Annotated in this window: 12 protein-coding genes; 5 read left to right on the top strand and 7 right to left on the bottom strand. The window is 66.2% G+C overall.

From position 1 onward, the window contains the following. Nucleotides 1-8 precede the first annotated feature (8 nt). Entirely contained in the window at nucleotides 9-944 is a 936-nt protein-coding gene (locus tag DOL89_RS19280) for a glycosyltransferase family 2 protein (protein ID WP_162937692.1), read from the top strand. 395 nt (nucleotides 945-1,339) lie between these two features. Here DOL89_RS19280 and DOL89_RS19275 read toward each other — a convergent pair whose 3' ends face one another. Beyond that, nucleotides 1,340-2,023, bottom strand: coding sequence for a sugar transferase (locus DOL89_RS19275; protein WP_119680980.1), 684 nt, complete (start codon nucleotides 2,021-2,023; stop codon nucleotides 1,340-1,342). Nucleotides 2,024-2,075: 52 nt separating this feature from the next. Beyond that, nucleotides 2,076-3,182, bottom strand: a complete 1,107-nt coding sequence (locus tag DOL89_RS19270; RefSeq protein WP_162937691.1) for a glycosyltransferase — start codon at nucleotides 3,180-3,182, stop codon at nucleotides 2,076-2,078. Nucleotides 3,183-3,368: 186 nt separating this feature from the next. Between DOL89_RS19270 and DOL89_RS19265 the strand changes: the two genes are divergently transcribed. Then, entirely contained in the window at nucleotides 3,369-4,310 is a 942-nt protein-coding gene (locus DOL89_RS19265) for an IS1595 family transposase (RefSeq protein ID WP_119679207.1), read from the top strand. 1 nt (nucleotide 4,311) lies between these two features. Here the strand turns inward: DOL89_RS19265 and DOL89_RS19260 are convergent, their stop codons facing one another. From DOL89_RS19260 to DOL89_RS19250, 4 genes are all read right to left on the bottom strand, one after another. Next, complete coding sequence (locus tag DOL89_RS19260) at nucleotides 4,312-4,722, bottom strand: hypothetical protein (protein ID WP_119679206.1); 411 nt, start codon at nucleotides 4,720-4,722, stop codon at nucleotides 4,312-4,314. 95 nt (nucleotides 4,723-4,817) lie between these two features. Beyond that, complete coding sequence (locus DOL89_RS25055) at nucleotides 4,818-5,087, bottom strand: hypothetical protein (protein WP_162937465.1); 270 nt, start codon at nucleotides 5,085-5,087, stop codon at nucleotides 4,818-4,820. Nucleotides 5,088-5,537: 450 nt separating this feature from the next. After that, a complete protein-coding gene (locus tag DOL89_RS19255; protein WP_162937690.1) occupies nucleotides 5,538-6,338 on the bottom strand; it encodes a Crp/Fnr family transcriptional regulator in 801 nt (266 codons plus the stop codon). A gap of 160 nt (nucleotides 6,339-6,498) precedes the next feature. After that, nucleotides 6,499-7,023 (bottom strand): GNAT family N-acetyltransferase, encoded by a 525-nt coding sequence (locus DOL89_RS19250; RefSeq protein ID WP_119680977.1) that lies wholly within the window; start codon nucleotides 7,021-7,023, stop codon nucleotides 6,499-6,501. A 125-nt stretch (nucleotides 7,024-7,148) separates the two neighbouring features. On the opposite strand from DOL89_RS19250, the gene DOL89_RS19245 reads away from it, so the two are divergent. Beyond that, nucleotides 7,149-7,472, top strand: coding sequence for a DUF6916 family protein (locus DOL89_RS19245; RefSeq protein ID WP_119680976.1), 324 nt, complete (start codon nucleotides 7,149-7,151; stop codon nucleotides 7,470-7,472). A gap of 114 nt (nucleotides 7,473-7,586) precedes the next feature. Here the strand turns inward: DOL89_RS19245 and DOL89_RS19240 are convergent, their stop codons facing one another. Continuing rightward, the gene (locus DOL89_RS19240) at nucleotides 7,587-8,207 is read right to left on the bottom strand and encodes a phage tail protein (RefSeq protein ID WP_119680975.1); all 621 of its coding nucleotides are present in this window, start codon (nucleotides 8,205-8,207) and stop codon (nucleotides 7,587-7,589) included. 727 nt (nucleotides 8,208-8,934) lie between these two features. Between DOL89_RS19240 and DOL89_RS19235 the strand changes: the two genes are divergently transcribed. Then, complete coding sequence (locus DOL89_RS19235) at nucleotides 8,935-21,843, top strand: DUF4347 domain-containing protein (protein WP_119680974.1); 12,909 nt, start codon at nucleotides 8,935-8,937, stop codon at nucleotides 21,841-21,843. Between the two features lie 241 nt (nucleotides 21,844-22,084). Beyond that, nucleotides 22,085-23,635, top strand: a complete 1,551-nt coding sequence (locus tag DOL89_RS19230) for a TolC family protein (RefSeq protein WP_162937689.1) — start codon at nucleotides 22,085-22,087, stop codon at nucleotides 23,633-23,635. Nucleotides 23,636-23,695: the final 60 nt, after the last annotated feature.

The following is a 23,695-nucleotide window of genomic DNA, read 5'->3' as shown; positions in this document are numbered from 1 at the left end:
GCATGGTTATGGAGGTGGTCGTCTGTACCGCCACGTACCGCCGTCCAGAGGGCTTGAAACGCCTTCTGGACGGCATTGCCGTTCAGGACCTGTCCGGTTGGACGGATGTCCGGCTCTCGGTCGTGGTCGTCGACAATAATCCGGATGCCAGCGCCGCCCCCGTGGTGGCGGAAGTGGCCGCGCGATGTCCTTATCCGTTGCGTCATGTCCATGAGCAGCGGCGCGGCATCTCCCAGGCACGCAATCGCGCCCTGGACGAGACGCGCGACGCTGATTTCATCTGCTACATCGACGATGATGAGGTTCCGTCGCCGGACTGGGTCGCGCGCCTGCTGGACGCACAGCGCGTGTCCAAGGCCGATGTCGTCGCTGGCGTGGTGCTGCCCTATTTCGATGGCCCGGTGCCGGACTGGGCACGGCGGGGCGGTTTCTTTGAGCAGCGGCGTCACGCCGACCTTGAAGCGATCGACTACGCCTATACGAACAATGTGCTGATCCGCCGCCCTCTCGTGGAGGAGCTTGGCCTTCGCTTCGATGAGGCGCTAGGGCTGACCGGCGGCGAGGATCTCTGCTTCTTCGGCCAAGCCCTGGATTCCGGCTGCCGGATCGTCTGGGCCGACCAGGCCATCGTGACCGAATGGATTCCAGCCAGCCGGATATCGCTCCGCTGGTTGCTGAAACGCTGGTACCGCACCGGCAACGCCGACGCCATCCTGTTGCAGCGGCGGCGGCCGGGTCTGGCAGGCCGTAGCCGCGGACTTGCCAAAGGGTTGGTGCGTGTCGCTGCTGGCGGAGCTGCGGCCTTGGCCAGCGCCGGTCTGGCGGTCGTTGGCCGACCGCACCTTGCCATCGCCCGGCTGTACACCGTGTGCCGCGGGCTGGGCATGATCGGCGCCGTGATCGGCAAGCCTTATCGTGAATATGAGAACGTCCACGTCGTGTGAGCTGAGCCAGGTTTCCCACCCGATCAGACGCTTCAATGTCATGGCCGCCCCTTGGGGCGGCCATGATGCTTTCGGGGGCGGATTCGGCCACGGCGCCGGCCTGCGGACCGTCTCGGACAGGTTCATGCAGGGTGCTTGTGTGTCGTGGGGAGAACGGGTGCGACGCGGCGGTCGGATGAGAGGCTGACGGAACGCCCGTGCCGCGGAGCTGCTAAATCTAGAGCCACCGCTGCATCACGAACCTTTGAGGGTGGAAAGGGCCGGCAGTGGTACGAAACCGAGCCCGGATTAGAATGCCACTGCCCAAACAGAAAGGCCCCCGCCGGAGCGGGGGCGCTTTTCGCTTGAAGCTCTAGCGGCGGCGGGGAATGTGAACTCCGCCGATGCCGCGCCGGTCAGTGGGCGCCGTCGCCGAACAGGACCACCCTGGGGGTCTTCGCCAGGATCTGCAGGTCCAGCATCAGGGACCAGTTTTCGGCATAGCGCTTGTCCAGCATGACGCGTTCCCGGTAGCCGACGTCGGAGCGACCGCTGATCTGCCATAGACCGGTCAGGCCGGGCGTGCAGCTCGCATACTGGGTATAGGCGTCCCCGTACATGGGGATTTCCTTGACCGTGATCGGGCGCGGCCCGACCAGGCTCATGTCCCCCGCCAGCACGTTGAAGAGCTGCGGCAGCTCATCCAGGCTGGTCTTGCGCAGGATGCGGCCGACACGGGTGACACGGGGGTCGTTGCGCAGCTTGAACGTGGCTTCCCACTCCTCCCGCGCCTCAGGATTGTCGCGCAGGTGATCCGCCAGCACCTTGTCGGCATCCACGCACATGGTCCGGAATTTCAGGCAGGGGAACGGCTTTCCGCCGGCGCCGATCCGCTGATGCCGGATCAGGATCGGGCCGCCGCCCAGACGGATGATCATGGCGATCAGCAGCAAAGCAGGGGCCAGGAGAACCACGAGCAACAGTGCGGCGACGAAGTCGAAGGTCCGCTTCGTGGCTCGCCTCGCGCCGGCGGTATAGGGCCCCGACAGCTCCGCCGGATCAACGGCGGTCTGCCAAGTGGCTGCGGATTCCCGGGCCATATGAGAGCTCCTTCCAGTTCAGTCTTGATCAGGTTCTTGCTGGTATTCGAGTTCAGCCTGCCCGACGGGACAGGTCCTCGGGCGCCAGTTGCGCCTTGTTGGTGAATGCAGGCGGCGTCACCGCCACCGGGCCGCGGACGGATGCGGCGGGACGCCAAGTCTTGAAACGCGCGCCGAACAGCGACAGCACCACCCCGAAGGAGGTCGCGACCATCGCGGCAACAATCTCCAGCAGCTGAGGCGCCGGCCGGATGCGAAGGGCTGCCGCCACCAGGAACAGGATTGCCAGTCCCAGGGCGATCCCGAGCGCGTGTACTCCGCCCCACATCGTCAGGGCAGTGAGCGCCAGCACACCCGAAATAATGAGGTTTGCTCCGGTCAGCCAGCGCAGGACCTTGTGCGACAGGTACATGAAGAGTTGGCTGGCCGGCAGCCGGGAGATGCGCGGCCAGAGAAGCCGGTGCACGTTTGCCGACTGGCAGGAAATCCGGACCTTCCGGCGAATTTCATCCCAGGCGGAGGTGGCCGTGTTCTCCCACGCCAGGGCATCCGGCGCGTTCACGACCTTGTGCCCGTCGCAGAGGATCGACATGGAGATGAAGAAATCGTCGATGATGTCGTCCGGCACCTGCCGGTGCAGATGACGGCGGATGGCGAAAAGGGAACCGTCGGCGCCCATGACGCAGCCGCGCTCGCTCTCGCGGGCCTTGATGAACTCCTCAAGGCGCCAGTATGCGGAATTGACCTGTGCGGTCGGGGACGCCTCGCCGTTCGTGTAGTGCAGGTGGCCGCAGACAAGGCCGACCTCCGGGTCTGCGAAGCGGGCCCTCAGGCGGTTGACCGCCTGGCTTTCCAGCATGACGTTGGCATCGGAGAAAACGATGATGTCGCCCCGGGCCCGCCGCACCAGCTCATTCATGCCGAAGCTCTTGCCGCGACGGACCTCGCCCACCACGAGCGTGAGCCGGTCGGCATATTCACGCAGGATATCGGCCGTTCGGTCGCTGGAGCCGTCGACATAGACCAGCAACTCCAGCTTACCCGTCGTCGCGGCCTGCAGCTCCAGCATGTTCCGCACCTTGTCGCGGATCACGGCTTCCTCATTATAGGCGCAGACGCAGAGCGACACGACCGCGTCGGGGGCAGCGGCCGGGGACACTGAACCCGCCGTGCGGCGCGGCGGGCTGGAGTAGCGCAGAAACAGCGGATAGACGGCGAATGGATAAATTGCCAGCAAAAGAAAAATAACAAGGCTTATCCCGTTCCTTCCGGTGCCCACCATCCCTAGTCGGATGACCTCGGCAGGCTGATTGACTCTCCGCGCCGGGAATTGCAGGCTTTGGCTATGCCAGCCCGTTGGAACAGCACGAACCGGCCGCCATCGCTCCAATCCTTCAAGGACCGGTTCCCGGATGACGACGCTTGCGCCGCCTATCTGGAGCAGCGCCGCTGGCCTGATGGCTTCATCTGCCCGGAGTGCGCCTCCGTTTGCGGGTGGAAGCTCCAGACCAAGCGATGGACCTGGGAATGCCGAGATTGCGGGCAGCAAACTTCCGTGACGGCCGGAACCTTCATGCACGGCACCAAGGTGCCGCTGCGCACATGGTTTCTGGCGGCACACCTGATGGCGACGCACTCGAACGGGATGTCCGCCCTCCAGCTACAGGCAAAGCTGGATCTCGGCTCCTATAAGACGGCCTGGCTGCTGCTGCACAAGCTGCGCCGGGCCATGATCGATCCTGACCGCACGATGTTGTCCGGCGATGTCGAGGTCGATGAGACGACACTGCCCTTCCGCACGCTCGACGACCCCATCGGCGGCGGCCAGGGCCGGAGCCCCATCGGCAAGATCGCCGTCGTCGGTGCTGTCGAACTGGAGGCGGGCAACAAGCCCGGCCGCATCAGGCTGAAGGTCATCCCGGACTATCGAGGCGAGACCTTGAAAGGCTTCATTCAAGACCACATCGAGGGCGGTAGCCACATCTGGACCGATGACAACAAGAGCTACTACGGGCTGAACGGCTTCGATCACACGCCGCGCGTCATCGGCAAGATGGCTGCACACATCATCATGCCGTGGATTCATCGCGTCTTCTCGAACCTGAAACGCTGGGGTATCGGCGTCTTCCATGGCTTCCGGCGGAAGTATCTGGACGCCTATCTGAACGAGTTCGTGTTTCGCTGGAACCGGCGTCACAGCTACCGCTCGGCCTTCGAGCGACTGATTGGGATTGGCGTGGCGGTTGGACCAGCGACCTACGACGACATCAGGGCCAGAGTGGCTTGAGCTAGAACATGCCAGATGGACCCGACGGACCACTATCCTCATCTCGTTGAGAGCGTGAGGGGCGACGTGCCATTCCCGGTACATCAGGCCCGAGCTTGATGATAAGTTCCGGGCGTTTTGCCAATTCCATCAGCGTGTTCTCTACGAGCGTATGAAACTTCAGCGACGCCGTGTGAACGATACCCTTGTCCGGGTTCTTCAAACGAGGGAAGAACCCGTTGTTCACGGGAATGAAAGCAACTCGCCGCGCGTCCATGACGAACCCCTTCTGGTTCATCTTCGCGGCCAATGCGGGATCGACGGGGATTACGCCGAGAGGAAGCCGCACACCAGGTTCCCATTTGGTGGTCGTCGTGTAGAGAGACATGACCGTTAAGTGGGCGTTGCCGTCGATCCGCCGGATGTCGGCCACATATCCAACATGCTCATCGGGTCCCGGCCGAAGGGGTTCTTCAGAGTAGGGGAACTGACACCAGACGAATTGACGAGGCTCAAAGGGCGGCTGCATCAGTAGCCGCCAGCATCGAGCACCGCATGGAAGATCGCGTCACGGCGCTGACGTTCTTCTTCGGTCTCGCCCGGCAATGGAACAGCAACGGCCCGGCGGATGTCGGGCGGCGCGATAACTTCGATTGAAGGCTCATCGGGTCGCATCTGAAGGTCTTTCCGCATGAGCGTTTCTACGTAATTCGTGAGGCTGCGGTTATCGTGCGTTGCCTTGTTGCGGGCCGCACTCAACACGCTGGGATCAAGCCGCATGGTGACTGACTGACGCATGGAACACCTCCGTGTTGGCGTAACCCAATGTATGTACAATGCAATCGAATGTCAAGCGATTCTATGGGTTGGGTTCACCGGACGGAACGGGATAAGCCTTAAAATAACTGATGCGAGCGCAATAACTTCCATGTTTTCCCCCGAGGTGCTCGGCGATCAGACACGCCTAACGAACACCATCTGGACGCCCTGTTCCCAAAAGTCAGTGTGGCTAATACCGGCGCACCTTCTGGAACTTCCCCGCCACTTCCGACCGGGTGAAAACATCCCGGTTCTTACCCATTTATTGCGGATAAAACAGCGTCATGTTTGTTCCGTAGTTAATCTGGATCATCGAATAACGAACTTTAGAATAGGCTACTATCCCGCTGGTACTGGCGAATCGTGGTCGCGATCGGCAACAAAAACGTGGCAGCAATGGAAGAAAATGTTATCGTGATGACAGTCTGATTAGAATTCTGCTCTTTCCATATCTGTGTTGCCATTTTGCATCGGCTGATGGACTGCTTCAAAGAGCCTCCAGGGAAAATCATCCGGCAGGCCGTCGAGGAACAGGTCGGCATCGTCGAGAGCGGCTTCCCGCTCCAGCGCCGCCACGTCGGGTATCCGCACGGAATCGCGCTCCAGCCGGACCAGCCCGTCCGTTTCCAGCGCCCTCAGCGTGCGGCTGGTGTGGACCGGCGTCAGGCCGGCGGCATCGGCCAGGTCGCGCTGGCGGATGGGGAGATGGAAGCTTCGGTCCGTTGCGAAGCCGACGCGGCGGAGCCGCTGATGGATTTCCCAGAGCAGACCGCACACCCGTTCCCGCGCCGTGCGGCTTCCCATGCTGACGACCCGCTGACGCATCGAAGCGCCCTGCGCCAGCGACAGCCACCAGAGCAGCGCCCGCAGCCTCGGCCGGCGCTCCAGTTCGGCGAACAGCGCATCGGAATGGACGACGCCGACCTCGGCCTCGGTAAGGGTTGTGCAGGCATGGTCGTGACGGCGCGCCATGATGGCCGCCACGTCGCTCACCTCCCCCGGCAGCACGAAATCCAGGACCTGCGTGCGGCCGTCCGGCAGGTTGCAGTGCCGCTTGGCCCAGCCGCGGCGAAGCAGGAACAGGGTCCCGGCCGTTCCGCCCTGCCGGAACAATTCAGTGCCGGGCCCGACGCGGTGCCAGCCGCGGGCCAGCGCCAACAGGGCGGAGCCTTCCTCCCCCAGCGGCCCGCCAAGATGCCGCAGCAGCAGCAGGATCGGGTCCTGGTCCAAAAAATGTCTCCCCTCGGAGCGTGCGCGATCATGCGTCCGGCCATACCGGCGCCAGACGGTGAACGCCGCCGCCGCGCCAAGGGTCCATGCTAGCCGAGGTTTCCGAGGCCCAGCCGGACGAGGGACGGATTTCGCTGAACGTGCGGGGAATTCCGGCCGGTCAGGAGACCGCGGCACCCGGTTCGGGACGCCACTCCAACGGAATGTAGGCGCCCTGCCCCGGCAGCTCCATGACGCCGAGCCGGGCATAGAGCCGCCGCGCCGGATTATACGGGGTAACGGAACCGCGCAGGATCAGCCCGCGCGCCGTCACCTCGTCCATCGCGGCCTGCAGCAGGGCGGCACCCAGCCCGGCATTGCGGCGGTCGGGCATCACGGCCAGATCGCAGATCCAGACCTCTCCCGGCCGTTCGGCACGGACCAGCCGCCCGGTCGGAACGGGGCGGCCATCCTCGCCCGGCATTTCCACGATCAGTTCCACGGCATCGGGAAATTCCGTCTCCTGCCCCATCAGGTGGGCCCGGTACTGCTGCCGGGTGAAGGCGGCCGCCTGCTCCGGCGGAAGCGGCAGGACAGACAACTCCCGCTCCCTCGACGCGACGAAAACCGAGAACAGGAAATCCGCATCCTCCGGCCTTGCGGGGCGAAGGGTATAGTCGGGGGCGCTGTCGGGCGTGGCGGTCATGATCCGGCGGGCCGTGATGAAAGAGTGACGGGTACCGCGAAGGGTGGCATGGCCGGTTGCGTACGTGGTAGACCTTTTTTGCCCAAAATGCAGGGCGAAAACTGTCCGTGCCAGGAGCCAGCCCCGTGACCACCGCCTATGCCGTCGCCCCCGTGACGCAGGAGACCTTCCTGCCCCACCTGGACAAGACCTTTAACGTGCTGAACTGTGACGTGGCGGTTGAGCTGAAGTTGACGGAGGTGGTGGATTCCACCCGCGGCCGTCCCTGGCCGCCGAAGCTGCCAAAGCCCTTCATGCTGATCTTCAACGGCCCGCCCGAGCGCATCCTGATGGAAGGGATGCGGGTGCTGAAAGCCTCCACGGGGGAAATGTTCCAACTCTACGTCATTCCGATCCTGACGCACGACCCGGGCACGACGGGGCAGCAGTACCAGGTGATCTTCAACTGATCGCTCCGACCCGCGCCGCACCGCCCCCGGCGGGGTGCGGCCAGTCGCTGCGGCAACGGCGAAAAGAATGGGGGCCGCGGCGTCGTCACCGCGGCCCCTTCCATGTCCGGCCGATCAGTTCCGCGAGGGGAACACGCCTTCCAGCGCGATTACGTAGTTCAGCACCTGATAGGGCTGCACGACCGTGAAGGGCTGGCTGCTGCCATTCGGCGCGACGGCGACCGTTCCCGCGAGGGTTCCAGCGTTCCCAGAAACTCCTCCAAGCGTGACCCTATCGCCCGTGTCGCCGCTAGCTACATAGATCTTCGGACCAGCTGCGGTGCCGATCGCCGGTGCCGCGTCGGCGAGAAGCGAGCCGGCATCCGGCTTTTCAGATGTAGCCTGCGATTGGCTCGCCTGAAGAGAAACGCTAGGAGCGCCAGTAAACGTTACCGTGGCGCCGTGATTATGCATCGGCATCTGCGCGGTCGTCAGGGTCACGGTCTCAGTCCCGGACGTCTGACCCAGCACATAGGAGCTGGTGCCCGCCGACTGCCCCTGCCCGACCGGAACGCGTCCCGCCAGATTCGGAAGCCCGAAAGTGGTCTGCCCGTTGCCGCCATAGACGACGCCTAGCAGCGAGAACAGCGCCGAATTGGTGCTGATCGACATGATCTGGCCCTGGCAGAAGGCCCAGCCGCGCGGCGCGAAATTGGGCGCCCAGATCATCACTGTGCCGAGAAACGGTTCGCTCATCTTACTCAAGCCTCATCGCTGGTGGTTCATCGTGGGATCACCCCGACGGGGCGCCGACCATTCGGGCGGCACCACACCGGCCGGGCGCCAGGGTGGCGCCGCGGGGCAGTGCCCGGGCGGACCCTGCTCGGCCCGGGCCACCGCGTGCCCACAAGGTGTACTCCCAATTCGACGAAAGGCGTATAGAAATCAGGGTGAACATATAAAGGTCATATGAGGGCATAAGACTGTATGACTTGGGGGTGTGATCGGTCCGGTCTCTTACTGCTCTGGTGTTCCCGCGGCGCCGCGATCGGCGCGCGATCATTTCGCGGCAGGGGAATCCAGGCTCCTGACTTGGCACCGTTTACGCGCGGTTCACTAAATCAGCATATCACATGGTTGCAGCATTTCGTTAGCACCTATACGATAAAAGGGTACGGCCCCTACCTCTGATGGCGGGGTCGCGCTTTGGTTCGAAGCAGGTGCCCTGTCAATGTACGCTGCGGCTGTCTATAGCTTTCGTACTATGCCCCTGCGGCCGTGGCGCGATGGTGGCTGCCCCGCCGTACCCCCTCACCGCTCCTCCACAGCCAGCACCATCGATCATCCCACCGCCCGCACCGGTACGGCATGCCCACCGCGCCGCCCGCGCGCCTTTGCTTACCCGCATGTCAGCGGCCGCCATGGGCGGCCACGCTTCCGCACCCACCGCTAATCAGCCGACCGCCACCAGGGGAATACCACAATGTCCAACTCCACGCGCAACAGCAAAGGCCAGGCCCAGGCAAACGAGAATGCGGCGGCCTTCCCCGCTGGCACGGAACCCCTCGCGAAGCTGAGCGCGGATCGGCTAGCGGAGATGAAGCAGGATCTGGCGCTGATGCAGGCGGCGTCGGACCCCGGCTGCCTGGAACTCGTGTTCGTCGATGCAAGCATCCCCGATTGGCAGGACGCTGTCGGCGCGCATCATGCCCGGGCGTCGGTGGTTCCGGTTCCCGAAACCCAGGATGGCCTGAAGTACATCGTCGCGGCGGTGGCGACCTACTCCGACATCAACCGTGTCCACATCGTCAGCAACGGCGGCGCCGACTTCATCCAGATCGGGGCCGCCCGGCTGTCGCTGGACACCATTCCCCAGTACCGGGCCGATCTGGCCAAGCTGGGCGCCGCCCTGTCGAAGCAGGGCGACATCCTTCTGCATGGCTGCCGCATCACAGGCAAGGATGAGGGGCGGACCTTCATCACGGCCCTAGCGGCCGCGACCGGCGCCGACATCGCCGTGACCTGCGAAGATGCCAGCCCGACCCATGTGGGTGGGAACTGGACCATCGCCACGGCGGACAAGCGCCGCGCGCCCGATCCGGGCACCAACGGTCCGGGGACCGGAACCTCCGGTAACGGGACCAACCGATCCGGCGGCGCGGGCGGCACCGGCAATGGAACCAGCACGGGCGCCAAGTCCAGGACGAAGGCGACCGCGGTGAAGTCGCCCAAGGCAGCGGCACCTAAGCGGGCGGCCAGCAAGGCGCGCCCCGCAGGTGCGAGCAAGTCCAACGGCTTCGTCTCGCTGGAACCGCGCATCATGTTCGATGCCGCGATGGTGGCCACTGCCTTCACCGCGCAGGAAAGTGTCGAATCGGCGGACGCGCTGCCGATGGATGTGCAGCTTGATCCGGCTCTGGTCGATGACCTCGTTCCTGCGGCGGTAGTCGCCTCCGACCAGCCCATGACCGCCGAACAGGTGGCGGAAATGGGCGATACGCTGGCGCTGATGCTGGAGGCATCGGATCCGGGCACCCGCGAGTGGGTGTTCATCGATACCGGCATTGCGGGATGGGAAACGTTACGCGATGCGGTTCAGCCGGGCGCAACAATCATTCTAATGCCACCTGACGTGGACGGAGTCAGCTTCATCGCGGACCTCCTTGAGGGGCAGAGTGGCATAGATAGCGTCCATGTTCTGAGCCACGGCGGGCCGGGCTTTGTCCAGATCGGCTCGGCGCGGCTTTCGGGAGAATCGTTGTCGCAGTTCCAGGAACAAGTGGCGCGGTGGGGGGCGGCGCTTTCCGCCCACGGCGACATCCTGCTTTACGGTTGCCAAATTGCCGAAGGTAGCGGCGGTAGGGAGTTCATTGACGCGATAGCAGGAATTACCGGTGCTGATGTCGCCGCTTCGACAGATATGACGGGGGCCGCCGGGCGGGGAGGGAACTGGGCTCTCGAATACCATTCCGGTACTATCGATGCTGCCACGGCGATTGACGATGTGTCGGCCCTGGAATTCAGCGGCCTCCTCGCCACGGAGACGATCGATTTCAACAGCGCGACGGGTGGGACCGGCACCATTAACGTTAACACTGGAAATTTTGGGACATTATCCTTTTTCTTCACGGATAGCGCTAATACGGTTGCGCCGAACGCGGTCGTAGTTGATGCAAATGGCGACTTCAGTATGGAGATGGCTGGCCAGGGCGGAAGTGTCGCGCTGTTCGGGTCGGGTGCCACTATGCCAAGGGCGCTCGTGATCCGGACTGATGGTCGGAACGTCGATTTTCAGAGCTTTTTCGTTCGCGATGCCGCTACCCTCGGGTATTCAAGTTTTACAGTTTATGGGTATCGTGACAACGCGCAGGTAGCGGCGCAGACCATCAATCCTGCGACCGCGGGCGACCTGTTTGCCGATGGCGAAACGCTCACCCTGGACCCGAGCTTTGACAACGTCTCTGAGATCAGAATCGTTGGTAATGGGCCCAGCATCGAAAACTTCGCCCAGCTCATATTCGACACACTCGTCATCAATACCGCTGTTAGTCCCAATGTAGCGCCCACAGCGACTAACCTCACCCAGACCCTTTCCTATACGGAAGATGGCGGGGCGGTCGCCATCAACGACATCGTTGTGACGGATACGGACGTCGGTGACACGATCACCGCCACGCTAACGCTGAGCAACGCCGCCGGCGGTTCTCTATCCACCGGCACCTACGGCACCGCCACCTCCACTTACAATGCCGGTACGGGTGTTTGGACGGTGACCGGGTCGGTGGCGGATGTGAACGCCGCTCTAGCGGCCGTCGCCTTTACTCCGGCGGCGGATTTCAACGCGAACCTGACGATCACCACGCAAATTCGTGACGCGGCAAACACCGGACCAGCCGTCGGCACCATCACGCTGAACGGCACTGCGGTCAACGACGCGCCGGTCCTGGACGCCAGCCAGTCGCCCACGCTGACCACCATCATGGAGGATGCAGGCGCGCCGACCAACGGCAGCACGTCAGGCAGCACGCTGGTGTCCGCCCTTCTGGGCGCCATGAGCGATGTGGACGACGGCGCGCTCCAGGGCTTGGCCATCACGGGCAAGACGGCGCAGGGCACGCTCTGGTACTCCATCGACGGCGGCACGACCTGGGAGCAGGTGGGGGCCGTCACGCCCGCTGCGGCGCTGCTGCTGCAAAGCAATGCGCGGCTGTACTTCCAGCCTGCCGCAAATTTCAACGGCACGATCAATGACGTGCTGACCTTCCGCGCCTGGGACCGCACCAGCGGGACGAACGGCGCGACGGCCGACACTACCACCAATGGCGGCTCCACCGCGTTCTCCACGGCCACCGACACGGTGGCCATCAACATCACCGCCGTCAACGACGCGCCGGTGGTGACGGTGCCGGGCTCCATCACCGTGACGGAGGATGTGGCCACGGCGGTCACGGGCATCAGCGTTTCCGACGTCGATGCCGGAGGCGGCCCGATCACCGTCACCCTGTCCGTCCCGGCCGGCACGCTGTCCGCGACATCGGGTGCTGGGGTCACGGTGGGTGGGACCGCCTCGGCTCTGACCCTGACGGGCACGGTCGCCAGCATCAACGCCTTCATCGCCGGCAGCGGGGTGACCTATACCACCGCGCTGAACGCCACGGCCAACGTCACGCTGACGGTGACGGCAGACGACCTTGGAAACACAGGTACCGGGGGCAGCCAGCAGGACACCAAGACGGTGACCATCAACGTCACCGCCGTCAACGACGCTCCGATCCTGACGGGCGGCGGCACCCTGCCCGCGATGCTGGAAGATGCCAGCAACCCGGCCGGGGTCGCGCTGAACACGCTGGGCATCGCTGCCAACGACACGGCGGATGGGGGTTCCATCTCCGGCTACGCCATCGTCGGGAATGCGGCGGACGCCGCGACGCAGGGCGTGTGGCAGTATTCGACCAACGGCGGTGCCAACTGGCACAATATCGGCACGGTCGGCGACGGCGCCAACGCGCTCGCCCTGTCGGCCACCACGCTTGTGCGGTTCGTGCCGGCTGCCGACTTCTACGGCACGCCCGGCGCGCTGACGATCCGCGCGCTGGACGGGAACGTCTCCAGCTTCTCCGCCTCCGGCGGGACGGAAACCCGCGTCACCATCGACACCACCAGCCGCGGCGGCGCCACCTTCATTTCGGCCGCCACCGCGACGATCGCCACCAGCGTGACCGCCGTCAACGACGCGCCCACGCTGACCGCGACAGGGGGGGCGCGCCAGTCCCTTGGACTTGACCACGAACTGACGCTGTTCACCGGCGTCAATGCCACCACCGTGGAGAGCGGGCAGACCTTTACCGGGTTGGTGCTGACAATCAGCGGGCTGGGTAATAACGGCGAACGCCTGAAACTCGGTGGGACGACCCTCGGCCTGCATGCCTCCGGGGGCGCCATCGACGGCATTGGCAGTTTCACTGTCAGCGTCTCTGGCGACACAGCGACAATCACGCTGACGGAGATGTCACTCAATAATGCGGGTATGAATGCGCTGATCAGCGGCATCACGTATGTAGCAGGCGGATGGTCTGCCAGCACATCGCGCACCGTCACCATCACGCAGATTTCCGACAGCGGCGGCACCGCAAATGGCGGGGTGGACACGGGGAACCCCAATGTCGTCGCGACAATTACTTTCAACGCGCCGCCGGTGATCGGAAATCTCAACGGGGACAGCGTGGCCTGGCCGGGTGTGGGGCAGGTGATCCGCCTGGACGGCGGCACCGCCCTGACCATCAGCGATACCGAGACAGGCGGGCTGAACGGCGGGCTCGGCGATTGGGGCAACGGGGCGGGCGCCGATGGAAGCCTGACCGTGCAGCGCGCCCCCGCGTCCTGGTCGCAGGACTCCTTCGGCTTCGACCTGACGACGGGCACCCCCCTCTTCTCCGTCAGCGGCAGCCAGCTCCTCGCCGGCGGCCAGGTCTTCGCCAGCTTCACCAACACCGGCGGCGTGCTGACCATCACCCTCACCAGCGCCCAGACCCCAGCCACCACCGCACTGGTGCGGGACGTGATGCAGCGCATCACCTACCGCAACGACATGCCGGCCGGTGACGCCACGATCCGCTTCAGCCTGAGCGACGGCAGCACCACGAGCACCGCCGACGTGACGGTGACAAGCAACCTCATCTATGTCAGCAGCGGCAGCGACGACAACAACGGCGTGACCGCCGACATCTCCCTGCGTGAGGCGATCGCCATCGCCAATGCGCAGGCGGGTGCGCAGACGATCGTGCTGCCTGCCAGCCTGGCCGGGCAGACCATCACGCTGGGCAGCGGCCTGACGATCTCGGAAAGCGTGACCATCGACGCCTCCGCGGCTCCGGGCGCCACGATCACGGGGGCTGGCATCGTCGCGAACGCGACCCTGACGGTGACAAATTCCACGGGGACCCTGACCATCTCCGCCCCGATCGGCGGCACCGGCGGGCTTACCAAGGATGGTGCGGGCACCCTCGCGCTCAGCGGGACCAACACCTTCGTCGGCGCCGTGTCCGTCGCGGGCGGCACGCTTGCCCTGAATGGCGGGGCGGCGCTGGCGGACAGCGCGGTGGTCACGCTTTCCGGAACGGGGACCTTGGCGCTGGGGGCGAATGAGACGATCGGGCGGCTGGCGTCCGGTTCAACCACCAGCGTCGTGAGCGTCGGGGCTCACACGCTGACGATCAACGACGCCAACATCACCACCTTCTCGGGTCAGTTCACCGGTACCGGCGGGGTGACCAAGACGGGCGCCGGCACGTTTATTCTGAACGGAAACAATAGCGGCTTCTCCGGTACGCTGACCCTGGACAGCGGGCACATCTCGCTGGCGCCGAGCGCAAATGTGCTTGCGGACAGCGTCGCGGTCGTCGTCAACAGCGGCACCCTGGACCTGGGCTGGAATCTGACCTTCGCGAGCCTGTCCGGCAGCGGCGGTACGGTGGTACTCAACGCCAATACGCTGACGGTCGGCGCCGGCACCTTCAGCGGCGCGCTGACCGGCACCGGCAACCTGGTGAAGCAGGGCGCCGGAACGCTGACGCTCGGCGGCACGGGCAGCGCCTTCGCCAACCTCACGGTCACCGGCGGTGCCGTGGCGACCACCAGCACGGGCGCGCTCTCCGATGCGGTCGTGGTCGACCTCGCCACGGGCACGACGCTGACCCTGGGCACGACCGAGCGGGTGGCGCGTATCACCGGCACCGGCACCGTGGCACTTGGCGCCAACGCCCTGACGCTGGGTGACAACACGGACTTCACCTTCGCCGGGTCCTTCACCGGGACCGGCACCATCAGCAAGATGGGCAGCGGCCAACTGACGGTCAGCGGCAACAGCTCTGTGGGGAACACCCACGTCGGTGGCGGCGCCTTCATCCTCACGGGCGGTTGGACCAGCACGAGCGGGGTCGTCGCCGGCCTCGGCACGACAGTCGGCGGCACCGGCACGTTCAACGCCAACGTAACCATGAACGACGGCTCCAACCTGGCGCCCGGCGTGACCGGCGTGAACAATGGGGTCGGCAAGCTCACCGTCAACGGGCGCCTGACGATGACCGGGCGGCTGGTGGCGGACATCGGCGGGGCCACGGACGGGCAGTACGACCAGGTGGCAGTCACCGGTGAGGTTGATTTCAACGTCGGCAAGCTCACCCTGAACACGGTGAACGGCTACGCGCCGGTGGCGGGCCACCGCTTCGTTCTGCTCACGAACGATGGCTCCGACGCCATCATCCCGGGGGACGTGGCGCAGAACGGTGCCATCACCCTTGGTGGGACCAACGCCCGGCTGGTATATACAGGGACCGAGGCCGGCGGGACGAGCGGCGGTAACGATCTGGTCGTTTCGGTGAACCTGCCACCTGTGGCGACCGCCTCCGGCGGAACCGCCAGCTTCGTGGAAGGGGCGAACACCACCTCCACACCCGTCGCGGTGGATCCGGGCATCACGATCACCGATGCCGACCACACCACGCTTATCTCCGCCACCGTGACGATCTCCGGCGGGTTCCAGGCGGCACAGGACAGCCTCGAGTTCACGCCCAACCCAGCGACGATGGGGAACATCTCCGGCAGCTACAATGCGGGTGTCCTGACCCTGACCTCCGCCGGCGGCACGGCCACCCTGGCGCAGTGGGAGGCGGCGCTGCGGGCCGTCACCTACACCAACAGCTCCGACACGCCGGACACGACGCAGCGCACGATCAGCTTCGTCGTCAATGACGGGTTCAATGCCAGCACAGCGGTGACGCGCGGGGTCACGGTCACGGCCTCCAACGACCGTCCTGCCGTCGCCAACCCGACCGCCAACGTGCCCTACACCGAAGGCAGTGTCGCCGCGGTGGTGGGGGGCAGCCTGACCATCACCGATCCGGACAGCACGACGCTGACCGGCGCCACCGTCACGATCACCAACCGCTTCGACGGCGACGTCCTGAACTTCGCGCCCTTGCATGGCATCACCGGCAGCTATGACGCCGCGACAGGTGTGCTCACGCTCACCGGCACGGCCACGGTCGCGCAGTACCAGGACGCGCTGCGCAGCGTCACCTACCAGTCCAGCAGCCTGAACCCGACGAACTCCGGCGCGCGTACCACGGCGTCCATCCAGTTCCAGGTGAATGACGGCGCGGCGACGAACAATCTCTCCAACACGGTCACCAGCTCGGTTACGATCACGGCCGTCAACAACGCGCCCACCACCAATCCCGCGTTGGGCTGGCTGAACACCGGGGGCTCCACCGAAACGAGCGGACTTGTCACGCTGACGAACACGATGCTGCGGGAGGGCGATCCTGACGACAGCGGCGTGGGCGTCACCTTCACCATCACCACCGCCCCCACCAGGGGCACGCTGTTCCGCGACGGCAACGGCAACGGCGTGGTTGATGGCGGCGAGGCGCTGGGTGCTGGTTCGACCTTCACCCAGGACGACATCGACAACAACCGCATCAAATACCAGCACGGCGGTGGGGTGGAAGCCACCGACAGCTTCACCTTCTCTGTGGCCGACGGCGGTGAGGATGGGGCCGCGGCCTTGACCGGCCAAACCTTCAACATCACCGTCGCGTCCAGGCCCGTCGTGGTGATTGGCGGGGGCAGCCCGGCTCACACCGAGGATGGGGCGGCAACCCCCGTGGCGCCGAACCTGGCCATCACGGATTCCGACAGCACCGACTTGACCGGCGCCACGGTAAGGATTACGGACCGGGTGACCGGCGACGTGCTGAATTTCACCAACCAGAACGGCATTGTGGGCAGCTACGACGCCGCCACCGGTGTGCTCACGCTGACCGGCACGGCGACGAAGGAGAATTACCAGGCCGCGCTGCGGTCCATCACCTACAGCACGACGAACGACAACCCGGCCACGGGGGCCGGGAACATGGACCGCGTGATCGAGTTCCGCGTGACCGACCACACCAACATGGAAAGCGTTGCTGGCACCACCCAGGTCGTCAGCGTGGCGAACGCCAACGATGCGCCCGTGCTTGACGCAACGCAGTCGCCGACGCTCATCAGCGTGGCAGAGGACCGGCCCGCACCCACCCCCGGCAGCACCGCGGGCAGCACGCTGGTCAGCGCGCTTCTGGGCGGCATGAGCGACGTGGACACGGGGGCCTTGCAGGGCATCGCCATCATCGGCACGAACAGCGCGGTTGGAACGCTCTGGTACTCCACCGATGGCGGCATGACCTGGGTGATGGCGCCCCCCCTCTCCGCCAGCAACGCCCTGCTGCTGCACAGCGACGCCCGCGTCTATTGGCAGCCGAGCCCCAACTTGAATGGCACCGTCACCGACGCACTGACCTTCCGCGCTTGGGACAGGACGAACGGGTCGAACGGCGACACGGCAAACACGACCGTGAATGGCGGAAACACTGCCTTCTCCGTCGCCACCGACACGGTGGCCGTAACGATCACGAGCGTGAATGATGCGCCGGTCCTGACGGGGGGCGGCACGCTGGCCGCCATCAGTGAGGATGCGCCCAATCCGCCGGGTGCGGCGCTGAACAGCCTTGGCCTCACCGTCAGCGACGTGGATGCGGGCAGTTCCGTCAGCGGCTTCGCCATCGTCGGCAACACGGCGAATTCCGCAACCCAGGGCACCTGGCAGTATTCGACCAACGGCGGCGCCAACTGGCACAACATCGGCACCGTGAACGACAGCACAAACGCGCTGGCGCTTTCGGCTACGACGCTGGTGCGCTTCATGCCGGCGGCGAACTTCAACGGAACGCCGCCCGCCCTGACCGTCCGTGCCCTCGACGACACGTATGGCGGGGGCTTCAGCACAGCGGCCGTCGGGGAGACGCGGACCACGCTCGACACCTCGACCAGGGGCGGCACGACCGCCATTTCAGCCGCCACGGCTGCCATCGTGACTAGCGTCACCGCGGTGAACGACGCACCCACGATCTCCGCTCCGGCTAGCATCACCGTGACAGAGGATGTGGCGGTCGGCATCACCGGCCTTTCCATCGCGGATGTGGATGCCGATCCGAACAGCGGTACCTTCACCATCACGCTGTCGGTGGATGGCGGGAGCCTGCAGGCGAATTCAACGGGCGGCGTCACCGTCGTGGGCTCCGGGTCGGGCAGTCTGACCCTGTCGGGGACGTTGAGCGACCTGAACGCGTATCTGGCCGCCAACAGCCCGGCGCGGGTCAACTATCTGCCTGTCGCCAACGACACGGCGGCCCGCACCCTGACCGTCCATGTCAATGACGGCGGGAACACCGGCGGGCCGGCGGAGACGGCACAGATCACCGTGGCGCTGAACATCACCGCGGTGAACGACGCGCCGACGGTCACGGCGCCGCCGAGCATCGACCTCACCGAGGACGTTCCCCGGACACTCACCGGCATCAGCTTCGCCGACGTGGATGCCGGGACCGGCACGGTGACGGCCACCTTCTCCGTCGCGGCGGGCACGCTGTCCGCCGCGTCCGGCGCCGGTGTCGTCGTCGGCGGGACCAGCTCGGCGCTGACGCTTACCGGCACGGTCGCGGCCATCAACGACTTCATCGCAGCGAACGGGGTCACCTACACCCCGGCGCTGAACGCCAACGGAGCGCAGGCGCTGACCGTCAGCATCGATGACGGCGGCAACAGCGGCACCGGCGGAGCGAAGTCGGCCAGCACCACCCTCACCCTCAATGTCACCGCGGTGAATGACGCACCCGTGTTCACGGGTACCCCCGGCAGCACGTTCGCCGAGTACGCCAGCTTCGCCATCGACGGCGGCGACCCGGTGAAGTTCGCGTCCGGGATGACCGTCTCGGATGTGGATGCGGCCAGCTTCAACGGCGGGACACTGACGGTCACGCTGGGCAACTGGAAGGTCGTGGACGACCAGTTCACGATCGGGGCGGGCGGCGGCATCGCCTATGACAGCGCCAGCGGCAATGTCAGCTTCGGCGGCACGGTGTTCGGCACGGCCAGTTTCCAGACGATCACCAGCGGCGGCTCGGCCCAGCGGGTCCTGACGGTCACGCTGAACGGCGCGGCCACGCCGGCGGCGGTCAGTGCGCTGCTTGGCGAGCTGACCTACAGCAACACCGGGGCCGACGCGACGGAAAAGCGGCTGGATCCCAACGAAACGGGCCGCCTGCCCAACCGTCCTGTCACGATCCGGCTTGATGATGGTGGCAACAGCGGCATCGGCGCGGGCGTGGCGCAGGTGACGGGGACCATCGCCATCGTCACCCACAATGACCGCCCGGCCATCACCCCGCCCACCGGCACGACCACGCACCTGGCCGGACGCGGCCCGGTGACGGTTGCCCCCGCGCTGATCGCCAGCGATGTGGACAGCCACTTCATGAGCAAGGCGACAGTGGTCCTGACCGGCATCGTCAATGCCGGGCATGAGACCGTCTCCCTGTTCGCCGCTGCGAAGGCCGCGGCCGCAAGTTACGGCCTGACCATCGTGGGCGACGGCACCGCGAGCCTCACCATCACCGGCAGCGCCACAGCGGAGCGTTACCAGGAGGTGCTGCGCGGGGTGCAGTACGACAACAATGCGGCGGTGGCATCGGCGGGCAACCGTGCCGTCAGCTTCCAGATGTGGGACAGCCAGAACCAAGACAGCGCGGCCATTGCCCGTACTGTGGACATCGACACGCTGCCCACGATCCCGGTCAATGCCGGGCTGACGCTGGCGGAGGGTGGCACCGCCACCATCGGGGCGGCACTGCTGTCGGCCAACGACCTGCAGGACAGCACGCCGACGCTGACCTACACGCTGGCGGCGGTTCCGGCCAATGGAACGCTGTCGTTGAACGGCACCACGCTGGCCGTGGGGGCGACCTTCACCCAGGCGGACATCGCCGCGGGCCGCGTCAGCTACAGCCACAACGGCAGCGAGACCACCGCCGACAGCTTCGGCTTCACTGTGAAGGACAGCACGGGCGGCACCACCGCGGCCCAGACCTTCGCCCTCACCGTCACGCCGGTGAACGACGCGCCCACGATCAGCGCGCCGTCGGGGATCATGGTCACGGAGGATGTGGCATCCGCCCTGACCGGGATCGTGGTCTCCGACGTGGATGCCGGCATGGGCTCAGTGACCGTAACCCTGTCGGTGCCTGCGGGCACGCTGGCGGCAACGTCCGGCAGCGGCGTCATCGTGGGCGGCAGCGCCGGGGCGCTGACCCTGACCGGCACGGCGGAGGCGGTCAACGCCTTTATCGCCGCTGGCAATGTCGGCTACCTGACCGCTCCCGACAGCACGGCAGCCCTGGTGCTGACCGTCGCGGTCGATGATCAGGGCAACAGCGGCACGGGCGGAGCCAAGTCGGCCAGCAGCACGGTGGCCCTCACCGTCACGCCGGTGAACGATGCGCCGGTGATCACGGCCCCGTCGGGGATCACGGTGACGGAGGATGTCGCCTCGGCCCTGACCGGGATCAGCTTCGCGGATGTGGATGCCGGGACGGGCACGGTCACGGTGACCCTGTCGGTGCCTGCGGGCACGTTGCGGGCTGTGGCCGCTGGCGGGGTCGGGGTCGCGGGCTCCGGCACCGGCAGCCTGGTGCTGACCGGCAGCATTGCCGAGATCAACGCCTTCATTGCGGCCGGCGGCCTGACCTACATGACGGCGCCGAACGGCACCGCCGCCGCCACCCTGACCGTCAGCATCGATGACGGCGCAAACAGCGGAGAGGGCGGCAGCAGGACCGACACGGCCACGGTGGCGCTCACCGTCACGCCGGTGAACGACGCACCGACGCCGACCGGAGTAACCATTCCCACCATCCGGGGGCAGATGGGACAGCCGGTGACGTTCATGCTTCCGGGCGGGCTGTTCACGGATCTTGATGGCGACACGCTGACGCTGTCGGTGCAGAACCTGCCCAACGGGCTGAGCTTCAATCCGGTCACGGGCACTATCTCCGGCCGGCCGCTCGGGGCGGTGTCGGGCACGCGTACGATCACGATCATTGCTACCGATGGCGCAGGCGCCACGGCCAGCATGGATGTTACGATGGTGATCGCTCCGCAGGCTCCTCCGGCTCAGCCGACAGTTCCCCCTGCCCCGCCGCCTGCACCGCCGGCACCTCCCCCAGCGGCACCGGCCCCCCCTGCACCGCCGGCCGCACCGCCGCTGCCTCCGACCCCGCTGCCTCCCTTGCCTGCAGTCGCCGCGCCGATTGCACGATCATCCGGCTTTGTGGAGATATCGCAGCAATCTTCCGGCCAGCCAAGCGGGTCCACCAGCATCGTGGTCCAGAACCGTCCGCCGGATGTCTCCATCCCGCGCACCAGCTCGGCCGCGGGAAGCTTCACCGTCACCTTGCCGCCGCGGACGTTCGTGGCGATTGGCAGCGCGTCGGTGACGGTCGAAGCGACCCTCGCTGATGGCAGTCCGCTGCCCTCCTGGATTTCGTTCGATCCGGCCACGGGCACGTTCACAATCGCTCCGCCGCCGGGCACTGAGGGCGAAATCGAGGTGCGCGTGACTGCCCGTACCAGTAACGGTCAATCAGCCGCGACGGAGTTCGGCATCGAGATCGGCAGGGGGAATGTCCAGGCTCCCGGCCTGCAACGCGCCCCCGGTCAGCAGCAGGCACCGGACAAGAACGGTCAGGAGAACCGGCAGGACACGCCCAGCCGGGAGGGAGCGGCAGCTCCCGACGGCGACGCCGGTTCGGTCCAGCATGCCGCGGCCGAAGCCTCCGGGCCGGCCGATGGCAAGTTGCCTGTCAGCATGGCGATCCGTGCGGCAAGCAGCGATGGCTGGTTTGCCGACGGGCTGGCGCTTCTGGACAGCATTGGATTGGCCTGGGCGGGCAAAGCAACGCCGGCCGACGGGGCGGTCGCGACGCCCGGCGAACAGTCGTCCGAGCAGCAGGTGGCATGATGGAAACGGGGCGGGGGAACTCCTCCCGCCCCGTCCCCTCCAAAAGCCGGAATCTTCACGTCCGAATAATCTCGATTCACCTAAAAATCGGCTCAAGGCCTTGGGAACAGAAAGGGTAGTTGCGATCATGAGTCAGTCGCGGAGCATGCGTTTTCCAGACCTGTCCCGCCGTGCGCGGCTGTTAGGGAGCTGCGGAGTATTGGTTGTGGCCCTTTCGGCCTGTTCGATCCGCCCTGAGCCAGTGAGCCTGGATGAGCAGATCGGGCAGGCTGTGTCGGACCGTGCGGCGATGTTCGCGGCGCAGGAAGCGGTGAGCGGCCCCGTGACGCTGGAGCAGGCGCTGGCGCGCGCCTTCAAGTACAATCTCCAGCACCGCCAGACCGTGATGGAGCGCGCGCTGGAGGACAGCCTGCTGGACGTCTCCAAGCAGGACCTGCTGCCCAAGCTCACCACCCGCGCCGGCCTGCGCACCCGCTCCAACACCCAGGCCTCCGTCTCCGAATCGGTCGCCACCGGCAATGTCTCGCTCGAGCCCTCGACCAGCCAGGAGCGCACCTCCGGCACCGCCGACGTGCAGCTCTCCTGGAACATCCTGGATTTCGGCCTGAGCTACTACGGCGCCAAAAGCCAGGCCAACCGCATCCTCGCCGCCGAGGAGCGCCGCCGCCGCGTGGTGCTGGCCCTCTCCGAGCAGGTGCGCGCCGCCTGGTGGGAGGCCGTCACCGCCGACCGGCTGCGGCCGCAAGTGGACGCCATCCTCACGCAAGCCCGCGAGGTGCTGGCCTATGCCGAGCAGACCGAGCGCCAGCGCCTGCTGCCGCCGCTCGATGCGCTGCGCTTCCAGAAGGCCATGCTGGAGATCGTGCAGCAGCTCGAGGCTGTGGACGCCGAGCTGGCCGTGGCCAAGTCGCAGCTGGCCAGCCTAATGAACCTGCCCCCCGGCAGCGAGTACCGGCTGGCCGTGCCGGCCGAGGTCCAGCTGGCCGTGCCGGCCATGCCTTTGCGGCTGGACGCGCTGGAGCGGGTGGCCATGGTGAAGCGGCCGGAGATCCGGGAAGAGGCCTATCTGGCCCGCAACGCGGCGGCCGAGGCGCGCAGCGCTTTGCTGCGGCTGCTGCCGGGGGCGAACCTGTATGCCGGGCTGAACTACGACACCAACTCCTATCTGGTGAACCAGGACTGGGCCGATGCCGGGGTGCAGGTGACCTGGAACCTGTTCACGCTGTTGAACTGGAGCAAGGTGAAGCAGGCGAACGCCGCGCGCATGGAGGTGGCGGAGGCCCGCCGGCTGGCGCTGCGCATGGCGGTGCTGACCCAGGTGAACCTGGCCTGGCACCGCTATGGCCGGGCCACGACGCTGTTCACCCGGGCGGCGGCATTGCAGGATGTGGAGCAGCGCATCCTGTCCAACACGGAAAGTGCCGCGCTGTCGGAGGCGCAGACCCGGCTGGAGCGGGTGCGGGCGGCGGCGAGCGCGCTGCTGGCGACGCGCGCGCGAGACCGGGCCTATGCGGAGGTGCAGAACGCGCTGGGGTCGGTCTACGCCTCGGCCGGGCTGGACCCGCTGCCCGAGGTGGTGGAGGGAGCGGACGTGGACGCGCTGGCCGCGGCCATCGCGCAGGTCGGCCGCGATCTGGAGCAGGGCAAGGTCGTGGTCCCGGATTTCGCCCCGCTCGCCGTGCCCCAGCAGGTCGAGCAGCCCGCCTCCGACATCCCTGCCGGCCAGATCGTCGCCAGCCAGCAGGCTATCCCGGGCCTCGACACCATCCTCAAACTCGCTGCCACGGAGTAAGCGGCGACGGCACGCAGGTATTCCTGTTCGGGCCGGCCGGTTCCAGATCGGCCGGCCCGT

The sequence above is a fragment of the Indioceanicola profundi genome (assembly GCF_003568845.1).
Taxonomy (GTDB): domain Bacteria; phylum Pseudomonadota; class Alphaproteobacteria; order Azospirillales; family Azospirillaceae; genus Indioceanicola; species Indioceanicola profundi.
This window is presented reverse-complemented; position numbering and strand designations above follow the sequence as displayed.